At 44.8% G+C, this 12,050-nt stretch carries 12 protein-coding genes and 1 pseudogene; 11 read left to right on the top strand and 2 right to left on the bottom strand.

Going from position 1 to position 12,050, the window contains the following annotated elements; genetic code table 11:
* The 8 genes from dndD to DP116_RS22245 form a co-directional block, all read left to right on the top strand.
* A partial coding sequence (gene dndD, locus DP116_RS22210) for a DNA sulfur modification protein DndD (RefSeq protein WP_169157241.1) occupies positions 1 to 523 on the top strand: 523 nt, incomplete at its 5' end.
* Between the two features lie 186 nt (positions 524 to 709).
* A complete protein-coding gene (gene dndE, locus DP116_RS22215) occupies positions 710 to 1,099 on the top strand; it encodes a DNA sulfur modification protein DndE (protein WP_169157242.1) in 390 nt (129 codons plus the stop codon).
* 78 nt (positions 1,100 to 1,177) lie between these two features.
* Complete coding sequence (locus tag DP116_RS22220) at positions 1,178 to 2,641, top strand: DNA phosphorothioation-associated putative methyltransferase (RefSeq protein ID WP_169157250.1); 1,464 nt, start codon at positions 1,178 to 1,180, stop codon at positions 2,639 to 2,641.
* A 141-nt stretch (positions 2,642 to 2,782) separates the two neighbouring features.
* Positions 2,783 to 4,075, top strand: a complete 1,293-nt coding sequence (locus tag DP116_RS22225; protein ID WP_339381529.1) for an AmpG family muropeptide MFS transporter — start codon at positions 2,783 to 2,785, stop codon at positions 4,073 to 4,075.
* Positions 4,060 to 4,482: a hypothetical protein gene (locus tag DP116_RS22230; RefSeq protein ID WP_048867005.1), complete on the top strand. Its 423-nt coding sequence runs from the start codon at positions 4,060 to 4,062 to the stop codon at positions 4,480 to 4,482. Before DP116_RS22225 ends, DP116_RS22230 begins: the two co-directional genes overlap by 16 nt.
* A 246-nt stretch (positions 4,483 to 4,728) precedes the next feature.
* Complete coding sequence (locus tag DP116_RS22235; protein WP_169157243.1) at positions 4,729 to 4,953, top strand: DUF8624 family small hydrophobic protein; 225 nt, start codon at positions 4,729 to 4,731, stop codon at positions 4,951 to 4,953.
* Positions 4,954 to 5,020: 67 nt separating this feature from the next.
* Positions 5,021 to 5,497 carry a GNAT family N-acetyltransferase gene (locus DP116_RS22240; protein ID WP_246275745.1) on the top strand — a complete coding sequence of 159 codons (477 nt, stop codon included), beginning with the start codon at positions 5,021 to 5,023 and terminating at the stop codon, positions 5,495 to 5,497.
* 92 nt (positions 5,498 to 5,589) lie between these two features.
* Entirely contained in the window at positions 5,590 to 6,348 is a 759-nt protein-coding gene (locus DP116_RS22245; RefSeq protein WP_169157245.1) for a HEAT repeat domain-containing protein, read from the top strand.
* Positions 6,349 to 6,415: 67 nt separating this feature from the next.
* Here DP116_RS22245 and DP116_RS22250 read toward each other — a convergent pair whose 3' ends face one another.
* Positions 6,416 to 7,750, bottom strand: coding sequence for a PQQ-dependent sugar dehydrogenase (locus DP116_RS22250; RefSeq protein ID WP_169157246.1), 1,335 nt, complete (start codon positions 7,748 to 7,750; stop codon positions 6,416 to 6,418).
* Between the two features lie 214 nt (positions 7,751 to 7,964).
* Between DP116_RS22250 and DP116_RS22255 the strand changes: the two genes are divergently transcribed.
* Both DP116_RS22255 and DP116_RS22260 read left to right on the top strand, forming a co-directional pair.
* On the top strand, positions 7,965 to 8,588 hold the full coding sequence (locus tag DP116_RS22255; protein WP_169157247.1) for a DUF1003 domain-containing protein: 624 nt from the start codon (positions 7,965 to 7,967) through the stop codon (positions 8,586 to 8,588).
* Positions 8,589 to 8,668: 80 nt separating this feature from the next.
* Positions 8,669 to 8,917 (top strand): annotated as a pseudogene (locus DP116_RS22260) (alpha-amylase domain-containing protein); the annotation flags it as partial.
* Positions 8,918 to 9,222: 305 nt separating this feature from the next.
* Here DP116_RS22260 and DP116_RS22265 read toward each other — a convergent pair.
* Entirely contained in the window at positions 9,223 to 10,476 is a 1,254-nt protein-coding gene (locus tag DP116_RS22265) for an HhoA/HhoB/HtrA family serine endopeptidase (RefSeq protein WP_169157248.1), read from the bottom strand.
* 248 nt (positions 10,477 to 10,724) lie between these two features.
* On the opposite strand from DP116_RS22265, the gene DP116_RS22270 reads away from it, so the two are divergent.
* Positions 10,725 to 11,735 (top strand): zinc-dependent alcohol dehydrogenase family protein, encoded by a 1,011-nt coding sequence (locus tag DP116_RS22270; RefSeq protein WP_169157249.1) that lies wholly within the window; start codon positions 10,725 to 10,727, stop codon positions 11,733 to 11,735.
* The last annotated feature ends 315 nt before the right edge of the window (positions 11,736 to 12,050 follow it).

The following is a 12,050-nucleotide window of genomic DNA, read 5'->3' on the forward strand; positions in this document are numbered from 1 at the left end:
TATTATTACCTCTGCAGCTAAAGTCCAACAAACACTTAAGCTTTTCCGCGAAAAATTAACCCTGAGAAAACTCAACAAACTAGAAGTTGAAGTCACCGAATGCTTCCGCTACCTCCTCCACAAATCAGACTTAGTCCATCGCGTCGCAATTGACACTCACACCTTCAGCCTCTCGCTGTACGATTTACAAGGTAAACCTGTCCCCAAACATCGACTTTCTGCAGGCGAAAAACAACTCTTAGCGATCGCCTTCCTCTGGGGATTAGCCCGTGTTTCTGGACGTCGCTTACCAGTCGCAATTGACACACCCTTAGGACGCTTAGACTCCTCCCACCGCAGTAACTTAGTTGAACGTTACTTTCCATCAGCCAGCCATCAAGTTATTTTGTTATCCACAGATACTGAGATAGGAGACAAAGAAGTCAAAATATTGCGAGAAAATGAGGCGATCGCCCGCGAATACCTCCTCAAATACGACTCATCCACCCGCCAAACAACAGTTCAACCGGGATATTTCTGGTAAACTCCCCTTCCGGGAAGGGCGCGTGAAGCGAAGGATCGGAATAAGAATCTTTTTTTGAATTTTGCGGAAAGTTGCTAGGAGGAGCCAGTACTTGATGAGGGTCTCCCTCACTTGGTATCTGGCGTTGGTTTCCCGACAGAGCAAACTTTCCAAGACGAATTTTGAATTTAAGTCCGAAGGACGCGCATGGAACCCCCAATAGATCGTATCAAACTCTCCCAAACAGCCAAAGACCAACTCCTCAAACTCAGACGCAACACCAAAATCGACCAATGGAATATCCTGTGTCGTTGGGCGTTTTGTCGTTCCCTAGCCGAACCAACTCCACCCTCACCCGTCCCAATTCCTCAAGATAGCAACGTCGAAATGACATGGCGCGTCTTTGGCGGCGAAATGTCCGATATATTCCTACTCGCCCTCAAGCAACGCTGCTACAACGACGGCTTCCCAACAGACAAACAAACCCTAGCGACACAATTTCGCCTCCACCTACATCGCGGTATTGGTTACCTCGCAGGTGATCCAAATATCAAGAAGATTGAAGATTTAGTTGAATTAGCGACAAAAAAGATATAAGGATTAATAAACCACAGATGCACGCAGATGAATTATCCGCGTGCATTTGCGTTTATCTGCGGTTCCCTTAATATCTTTATGTTTTCAGAGAGTTACGTAGAAATAGAACGCCATAGAGCTGCGATTGTTCGCACTGACTTATCGAGACCTGTGCGATTGGCAATAGAATGGTCAATTATAAACAAGGATACCACGTTTTTTGATTACGGTTGCGGACACGGTGGCGATGTGGAGCGAGTAGCCAACCTAGGCTACACCAGTGCAGGCTGGGATCCATACTACTACCCCGATACCCCGCGCATTTGCGCTAATGTCGTTAACTTGGGCTACGTCCTGAACGTAATTGAAGACCCAGAGGAACGTCGCCAAGCTCTTTGCCAAGCTTGGGAACTCGCCCACAAAGTCTTAATTGTTGCGGCTCAAGTTTTGATAAATGCTCCCAGCAAGACTCAAGTTGCTTACAGTGATGGTATCGTCACTCGCCGCAATACCTTTCAGAAATATTACGATCAAGAAGAACTCAAAAAATACATTGATGAAACCCTAAATGTTGATGCGGTACCAGTCGCGCTGGGTGTGTATTTTGTTTTTCGAGATGAAGCCGAAAAAGAAGAATTTAAAGCCATACGCTTTTTCTCCAGAACCTCAACACCAAAGGTACGCATTCATACCAAACGGTTTGAGGACTACAAAGAGATGTTGGAACCACTGATGGCTTTTTTTACTCATCGTGGAAGACTTCCAGTCAAAGGCGAATTGGATAACGAACAGGAATTACTCAGTGAATTTAAGAACTTTCGCCGTGCTTTTGCTGTGGTTTTACAAGCGACTGATGAAGCAGAATGGGATGCGATCGCCTACCGTCGTTCTCTTGACATCCAAGTTTATCTTGCTCTCACCCACTTCGATAAACGCCCGACATCGCATAAATTATCACCAGAAATGCGCCATGACATCAAAGCCTTTTTTGGCAGTTATGAAGAAGCTTGCGAAGTTGCTGATGCTAAGCTTTTCAGTTTGGGGAAAACCGGAGTCGTACAAACTGCTTGCGAAAAAAGTAAAATAGGCAAACACACTCGTAGCGCCCTTTACGTCCATGTTTCTGCGCTTGGTGAACTTGACCCCTTGCTGCGAATTTACGAAGGCTGCGCTAGTCGCACTATTGGCCGTGTCGATGACGCAACACTGATAAAGTTTTGTCTAGATGAACCGCGAATATCCTACCTGTTCTACCCGGAATTCGATACTGATGCTCATCCAGCATTAAAGGCGAGTATCACGATTGATTTAAAAACTTTGCGCATAACTCACCGAGACTACGAGCAAAGAGCAAATCCACCAATTCTTCACCGTAAAGAAACATTTGTGACCTCTAACTATTCATATTACCAAGAATTTGCTCAACTCACCCAACAAGAACAAAAATTAGGACTACTCAAGCATAAAAGCGAGATTGGTACTCGTGAAGGTTGGACAAAATGTCTTGCAGAACATGGGGTAGAAATTAGAGATCATCAAATTCATCTGGTTAACGAAAATTAGGATTCAGCCAAAAAATGAAAAACCCTAACTGCGTAAGATAGTGGAACTTTGCGTTATATATAGGCATCTTTGCCTGATATTACATCGTAAATCTGACAAGATATCTAAAATTCTTCCACTTTAGGAGAAATAAATAAAACAGTGCAAACAATTTCATCATTACTACAAGTTTTTAAAAGCCCGAAGATGGCGGCTTTGGTGTTATTAGGTTTTTCATCAGGTTTACCCTATTTGTTAACTGGTAACACTTTGACGGCTTGGATGACCGTAGAAAATGTAGACTTGGGGACTATTGGCTGGTTTAGTCTTGTCAGTTTGCCTTATTCCTTGAAATTTCTTTGGTCACCTTTGCTCGATAGATATAAACTCCCCATTTTGGGACGGCGACGGGGCTGGTTAATAGCAACGCAGATTGCTTTAATTGTAGCGATCGCCCTCATGGCTGGGCAACAACCCGGCACAGTACTACAACTGCTTGCGATAAACGCAATAGCGATCGCTTTTTTGAGCGCTACACAAGACATTGCTGCTGACGCTTACCGTACCGACGTTTTAGAACCACTGGAAGTGGGTGCTGGTGCTGGTCTTTTCGTCTCAGGTTATCGACTTGCCATTATAGTAGCAGGTGCGTTGGCATTAATTCTGGCTGCCCATTTGCCTTGGAAATCGGTTTATCTGTTAATGGCGCTTTTCATGGTTATTGGGATTTTTGGCACTTTGCTCGCGCCAGAACCAAAGAAAGTTACCCCTCCAGATTCCTTAGCACAAGCGGTCATACTACCATTTGGAGAATTTTTTCAGCGCCTGGGTGTATACCAAGCCCCGTTGACATTAGCATTCATCATATTTTATAAACTAGGCGATGCCTTTCTGAGCAAGATGTCCACGCCATTTTTACTCAAAACTGGCTTCACCCTAACTGATATTGGCGCTATTCAGATCGGGATGGGTTCAATTGCTACTATTGTTGGTGCCCTAGCAGGTGGTTCGATTTTGAGCAAAATCGGTATAAATCGCTCGCTTTGGGTCTTTGGGATTTTACAAGCATTGAGTAATATAGTATACTTTTTTCTCGCGACACTCGGACAAAACTACCAATTTATGGTCATCGCCATCAATGTAGAAAACTTCTGTGGTGGTTTAGGAACAGCTGCCTTTATTGGTTTTTTGATGAGTTTGTGCAACCAGCGTTTTAGCGCGACTCAATATGCTTTACTATCTAGTTTGATGGCTGTCAGTCGTGATATTCTCGCTGCCCCAGCTGGCGCAATAGCGGAAATTACGGGTTGGCAGATATTTTTCTTAATTAGCATTGCCGTGGCTGTACCAGGACTATTACTATTACCATTGTTTGCCCCTTGGAACCAAAAGCCACGGGCAATTAAGCGACCAGGACTCAACGATGATGAAGAGGATTTATGGGGCAAAAACTAATCATTATTATCGCAACGGCTATTCTGTTAATTACTGGCGTCTTACTTGGCTACGTTCTTTCCCAGTTAGTTCTGGGATACTTGACGCCTAACTTACTAACTCTTTTAGGGACTTTCAGTCTCATTATAATTTTTGGTACACTTTATTACGTTTTATTTTGGGAGTTTAGAAGACAGCAGGCGCAGACTTCCCCAGCAGCAAGAAGGCGACCCTCCCGAAGAGAACAACAGCGTGAACCTGACGCAAATCTCAAAAACAGGCTCATCTCTTTAGCCGGTGACGCGACTGTTGCCCAACGGTTGGTAGATCAAGCCAAGCAAGACTTTCCTGGTATGCCAGAAAATTGGTATTGGGAAAGAGCAATTGCTGACTTGGAACGCGATAACCCCCCAGCGCCAACCGCCTGAACTCCTATTAAGTGAGATTCTTTCAAGAAACACGCTTAACAGGGAACGCTTAACAGGGAACAGTGAACAGTGATAACTGATAACTGATAACTGACGACTGGTAACTGGTAACTAGTAACTGATAACTGATAACTGATAACTGTTTTAAGAAGGGAGGTGGTGTTTGTTTCATTCGTTACCAGCAGCGTGTAACCGCGCACGAGTTTAAGGCTCACAAAGATCAACCGTTCGTTGCAAAATGAAACTATGGCTATATTTCGTCAGTACATCGCGCCGTTTTTCGTAGTGTTAATTTTCATTATTGCTCTTGTCGCAGTCAGCTCCCGCATCTTTTTACCCTCTGATATGGCTGCACCCGCACCAGTAGAAGAGAGTGGGGAAGTGGGATCTGTAAATACCCCGCTATTCACGTTGTCTACCTTGTCTGGTCAGTCCCCTCAACGGACTGCCTCACCTTCTTTAAGTGTCTGAAGAATTGCTACCGAATTACAGAATTCGCCGTGGCTCTACCTTGGATAGAGCGCTGCTGGTAAAATTCATGCAGCGAACTTACCAAGAAGCCTTTCCACAGCAAGATTTCTCCCATCTCGCGCGAACAGTTGAACAATACTTCTCCAGAGAAACTCCCCTTTGGTGGGTTGATTTTGTAGAAGTAGAACAAGAGGAAGCACCAGAAGCGGGAGGAGAAAGCAATTCCAAATTAGGAGTCTCTCCCTCTCTCCCTTCTTCATCCCCCATTGCGGGTTTATGGGTAGGAAATGCCATAGATCAAGTGCAGGGCGATCGCCACGCTCACATTTTTTTACTCTACGTTGTGCCAGAACACCGACGACAAGGTATCGGGACAGCTTTGATGCGATATGTAGAAAATTGGGCAAGGGCTAGAGGTGATCACCAAATCGGATTACAAGTCTTTCAAACCAACACAGCCGCATTGAATCTTTACAATCAGCTAGGATATGAAACCCAATCACTGTGGATGGTAAAATCTCTTCATCCTTACAAATATGACTGAAATTGCTGCAAGAGACAAATTGTAAATTCTAATACTGGTATAGCAAAACCGCAGTGGAAATTTAGAGAAATTCTCTCGCATTGTGTCTAAATATGTATGACGAAGACGACCTTAGCCTACTAGATGTCGAAACAGAACTAGAAAGCCCTCTGGATCACATGGAACCGGTCACTGCCGAAACAGAGACGCCAAAGCCCAATCCAGAGCAGATGCTAGCATTATTAGAACATCAAGATCCGCAGCAAAGGATGCTGGCCGCGCGTGCTTTTTGCGACATACAAGATGCTAGGGCCATCCCCCATCTGATTCGCTTATTAACTGATACCTGTCCTTTGGTACGGGTGAGTGCAGCGTATGGTATCGGACGCAACCCAAGCTTAGATGCTGTGGAACCGTTGATTGCCCAGTTAAACCGAGATTGGAATGGCTACGTGCGTAAAGGGGTTGTTTGGGCGTTGGGGAACTGTCGCGATCGCCGCAGCCTAGCACCTCTAGCAGACGCTTTAAAAACCGATATTTCCGCAGTACGCCTGTGGGCGGCTACCGCCTTGGCACAAATGGCAGAAGTGGGATATGAAGCTGTTGTGGGAGCAATACCCCCCTTGATTTCAGCCTTGGTACAAGATCCCGTAGCACCAGTACGCAGTAATTGTGCTTGGACAATTGGACAACTTTGCCGCGAATTGCCTTCTAATGTCGTTTATGCTACTGCCATTGATGCACTGATTCAAGCCTTTGCTGAAGACCAAGATTTGGGAGTGCGCGAAGATGCGAAAGCCTCCCTTTTAGGAGTTGGTGACCCCCGTGGACTTCAGTTGATTGAAACTCTGGAACAGGAAGGATGGTTTTGATTTTAGTTATTAGTCATTAGTCATTAGTCATTAGTACAAGACGATTTTTTGACTGAATGACCAATGACTAACCTCTATACTGAATTCGATAAATACGGTTATTTGCTTCTTCCGTGACTAAAAGACTACCATCGGGCAAAACGAGTAAGCCCACAGGACGTCCCCAAGTCGTTGGTACAGTTGGGTCTAGGAGAAATCCAGTCAGAAAGTCTTCATAGTATCCTTGCGGACGCCCTTTAGTGTCAAATGGGACAAAGACAATTTTATATCCAGTGCCGCGATCGCGATTCCAAGAACCACGAAAGGCAACAAAAGCACCATTACGATATTTTTCCGGGAATGTCTGACCGTCATAAAACTGCAACCCCAATGCAGCTGAGTGTGATTGAAATAGCACATCTGGAGTACGAGTGCGACGTACTAAATCTGGTCGTTTGCTAGCATCACCCGTCTTTTGACGTGGATCGAGGTTTTTAGCTGTTAGGTAAGCATAAGGCCAACCATAGAATTCTCCCTGCTGAATGCGTGTCAAGTAATCTGGTACCAACTCATCGCCAATACCATCACGTTCATTAACAGTGGCGTAAAGTTCCTTAGTCACAGGCTGAAAATCCAGACCAACTGGGTTACGTAAGCCAGAGGCAAAAGTCTGCTGCTGGGAACCATCTAAGTTCATCACCTGTACTGAAGCCCGTGGCAAAGGTTCTTCGTCTGCGTTAGTTCCGGAACCAATCGAAACATATAGCTTTTTACCATCGGGTGAGACAACAACATTACGTGTCCAGTGGTTATTGTAGCCCTTAGCAGGCAGGCTGGCGATTTTTGTCCCAGAACCAGTGATTTGCTGCTGATTTTTAGTGTAGGGAAACCGTAAGACTGCATCAGTGTTGCCCAGGAAGAAGGAATTACCAGCAAAAGCCATACCAAAGGGTCTATTTAGTCCGTTGGCTTGACTTGCAAAGGTTTGTTTGACATCAGCCACCCCATCACCGTTGGTATCACGCAGTAAACGAATACGATTTTGCCCAGTTTCAGTTACTAAAACATCACCGTTGGGAGTTAAAGCTAACCAGCGAGGAGCATCCAAACCATCAGCAAAAACGTTGACTACAAAGCCCTGAGGGACACGCAGAGTCGGGTTCTCTGGAATTGGTACTACCTCAGGTGACTTTGAGGCGCTATCAGTGGCGTAGGGTTTTGGCAAATCAGCAACATTAATGCGGATAGGTGCTGGTGAAAATGGTTCTGTACGAATACCATTTTTCACTTGTGTAGAACTCTGTGCTAGTTGAGCAGATGGTGAAGATTCGGGTGTCGCTTCTTCTTGGGAAGCACGAGTCTGGTTACAGGCTGCTGCTGTAGTCAGTAGCAGAAAAAGCAGCAAGCAACGCAGATGTTTCATGGTAGGAATTTCAACAATGATGCAGGGCTTCTTAAACTTAGATCAGATGTTTTAAAACTATCACCATTCCAAAGTGCGATTTTACCAGTCATCCGTTAGGTGAAAACTGCTGTAATCACGGTATAATAGGATGTTCAGCCTCTTAATATCCATTTGCCGACGGCATCAGAAGATAAGCAATAATCGAGTAACATCTAGATTCAGGAGTTGCTGCATGAGGCACAACGCAGACGACACAGCCAATAAACACTTCAGTTCAGGTGCTAACGAACTCAAGCTCAAAGCTTCTCGAAATCAAGTTTTTACGGCTCCATTACCAGACCCGATTACAAAAAATATTGAAGCGATTAGTTCACTTCATATCCAGGAAGTTCGAGACATTCCCGCCCACCAGCGGATACTAGAAGCGATCGCTACATTCTTTGGGCGATCAACATTTCTGTATAGTTTGCTAGTCATACTGGCTTTGTGGATTTTTGGCAGTTTTTTTGATCGCTTTTTACCATTCAACCTGCCCTCGTTTAGCTGGTCAAATCAAGGCTTAGACGCAGCTGCATTGGTGATTTCAACCGGAGTGCTGGTGCGACAAACTCGCCAAGAAAACTTTGCCGAACAGCGGGCGCAACTGATGCTACAGCTTAACCTGCTCTCCGAGCAAAAAATTGCCAAGATTATTGCTCTATTAGAAGAACTCCGTACCGATTTGCCTGATGTGATAAATCGGCATGATTCGGAAGCTGAATTGATGCAGGAACCGGCTGACCCGATCGCGGTATTGGAAGCACTCCAGAAAAACTTGGCTCAAGAACTGTCATCCACAGAAGAAAACAATAGTTAATTGCAGTTTTTTAGTAGATTTTTGTTTCTATTTAGAGATATCAAAGAAAAGTATAGTCTTTGTGTCGAAAAGAAAAATTTTACGATTATTTCGATCACCCTAATACAATCGGCTGGACACGCTTAGGAGATGAAGAACATCCTGGCGGTATGGCAGTTGTTTTGAGTAATGGGGAAGAGGGGACTAAGTGGATGGAAGTTGGGCAACCCAACAGCACTTACATTGACATCACTGAACATATCAGCAAACCCATCACAACAAATGATCAAGGCTGGGCTGATTTTCGATGCAGTGCTGGTTCCGTTTCTGTGTGGGTTCCACAGTCGTAGTCGGGGTGACGCTCGTACATACGTTATACGTTCGGAAAGCATAATTGCGTCGCCCCTTGGGCGATGACTCGGCAAAGGGGCGCTATGGCTACCCCTGAAGAAGTAGCGGCAGTCGTTCATGGAGGAAACCCCCTCTCCAGAGCGCCTCGGCTGCTTGTTCGTCATTCCGCCCGGTCGGGAGAATCGCGCGGGCAGAGATATTACCAATTATCAGTTATCAGTTATCAGTTATCAGTTATCAGTTATCAGTTAAAAAAAGCTGATTATTTTGATAACTGTTCACTGTTTACTGTTCACTGATTTCATCACGACTTCATAGCCGCTTCCCCAAGTTCACCCGGTCGCACGCTTAGCTGTTGAGTTTGTTCACCCCGTTGTACCTTAATTTGTAAAGGTTGGTTGATTCGACTGAGTTCTACTAAGTCTTGCAACTGTTCAGCAGTCGTGATCGCTTGTTCATCAACTTGGGTAATGACATCTCCTCGACGCACACCAGCAGTAGCAGCAGGACTATTGGGCATCACTTGTACCACCAATACACCATTTATTTGTGGTAGAGTCAGCGTCGTATTGGGGTCACTATTGGATTGTTTTGCAAATTCTGGTGTGAGAGTCATCATCCGAACGCCAATGTAAGGATGTGGGATTTTGTCACCACGAACCAAAGCATCTTTAATAAGCTTAGCTTTGTCAATAGGAATCGCAAACCCAATTCCCTGAGCATCTGCACGAATTGCTGTATTGATGCCAATAACTTCACCTTGTTCATTGACCAACGGACCACCAGAGTTACCAGGATTGATAGCAGCATCTGTTTGGATAAAGTCCAAGCGTTTATCCGGGATGCCAACTTGAGCGCTGGATCGATTCAACGTGCTGATAATACCCAAAGTCACTGTGTTGTCTAATCCTAACGGGTTGCCAACTGCGATCGCCCAGTCACCCACTTTCAAGTCTTGGGAGTTACCAAGGGCAGCTACTGGCAAATCTTTCTCATTAATTTTGAGAACTGCCAAATCAGAAGGCTGATCCACCCCTTTCACCTCTCCTTTTAACTTGCGTCCATCCTTGAGGGTGACGGTCACAGAATCAGCACCGCTGACAACATGAGCATTGGTGAGAATCATGCCATTGGGGTCAATAATAAAACCAGACCCTTCTCCGCGTTGGTGGTACTCTTGAGGCATAGCAGAGAAATCATTACCAAAAAAATCACGGAAAAATGGATCACTAAAATACGGGTCAGGTGCACGCATTTTGATCGTACGATCTGTATCAATTCGCACAACTGCAGAGCCAACTCGATTGACAGCAGCACTAACGAAACTGCGGATAGGAACTTCTTGGGAGTTTGCTGTTGGAGGAGTCGTCGTTTCTACTGTGGGAGTTATGGGTGCAACAGCACCCTGTAGAGATGATCGCTTAAGAATTTGTAAATTGGGAAAAGCCCATAACGTCGTCAAAGTTAACCCCACACTCAAGACAGCGATTAAAGCATGGCTAATCACTTGACGTAAAACGGGCAAGAAACGTTGTTCTTCAGAAGATGACAAAGACATAGTAATTTCTGCTATTACAAAGAGCTTATAGGTTGCATAAACCCGAAGAATCAAGTTTTTATTGACAATTCATCAAAGTTGTGCACTTTAATTTCAAAAAAATCAGTGTCAATAATATCGGCACCTTTACGACCATTATGACTGTAGGCTGTGACGTTCGGCTTGCAGCCACTAGCAAGCAGAAAAACCTTGATTGATTGATGAATTTGTGATATGCAAACAGTAGAAAAAAGCAATCGGAAACCGCTATGAAAGTCTGGGAAGTTCACTCTAAAGAAGGAATAGAAGCATTAACACTGGTTGAAAAACCAGAACCACAACCAAAAGCAGGACAGGTTCTCCTTAAGATGCGTGCTGCTTCCCTGAATTATCGCGACTTGTTGACAGTGAAAGGGGCATATGGATCTAAGCAAAAGCTACCGTTTGTTCCGTTGTCTGATGGTGTGGGGGAAGTGGTTGCTGTTGGCGAGGGAGTGAGTAGAGTTAAAGTAGGCGATCGCGTCGCTGGCATTTTCATGCAAACCTGGTTAGAAGGAGAGTTTTCACTAGACAAATCAAAATCAGCGTTAGGGGGAGCCATTGATGGTATCTTGGCTGAGTACGTGACGCTTGATGAAAATGGCGTTGTTCATGTCCCAGAACATCTTTCTGACGAAGAAGCAGCATCCTTACCTTGTGCTGCAGTGACCGCTTGGAACGCCCTAACAACAGATGGCAAGCTGAAAGCTGGCGATACTGTTCTCATACAAGGTACCGGAGGAGTGTCTTTATTTGCCTTGCAGTTTGGCAAGATAATGGGAGTAAAAGTCATTGCCACTTCTAGCAGCGACTTGAAGTTAGAGAAATTAAAACAACTTGGGGCATCTGAACTTATCAATTACAAAACCACACCAAATTGGGATGAGAAAGTTTGGCAACTGACAAATGAAGTGGGAGTTGATCGGATCATTGAGGTTGGCGGTGCTGCAACCTTCAATAAATCCTTACGTGCTGTACGCTACGGTGGATATATCAGTTTGATTGGAGTGCTTTCTGGATTCAGCGCAGATGTCAGTACAGTATCGATTCTGCACAAAGGAATTACCGTACAAGGTATCTATGTAGGCAGTCGCGATATGTTTGAGACAATGAACAAGGCAATTGCTTTACATGGTATCAAACCCATTGTTGACCGAGTGTTTCCCTTTGAGGAAGTGCGGCAGGCGTTAGAGTATATGGAAAGTGGGGCACATTTTGGTAAGATTGCGCTGCGCTTTTAGCACCAATAAACCGAAAGGTAGAAAGGCATCTGTCAATGAAGCCGGAAGCCTACACTGACCTGACGGTACAGTGTAGGTAGTTCACCGCTGTAAGCCTACGCGAATCGAGCACATCGCACCCAACTGCAACAAAAAACCTCGGCGAAACCAACCGAGGTGATGAGGAGAAGTCCAAATGTCGATAAGTACCAACGTCGAAATCTAAAAATATTAGCTGACGCCCAAGACAAGCGAAACTAGAGCGGTAACAAATATACGTAGCTCGTTTTTTTGGTTTGTTTTTTTATTTTGAACTTATGTAAATAAATATAACAA

The sequence above is a fragment of the Brasilonema bromeliae SPC951 genome, from assembly GCF_012912135.1.
GTDB classification, from domain to species: Bacteria; Cyanobacteriota; Cyanobacteriia; order Cyanobacteriales; family Nostocaceae; genus Brasilonema; species Brasilonema bromeliae.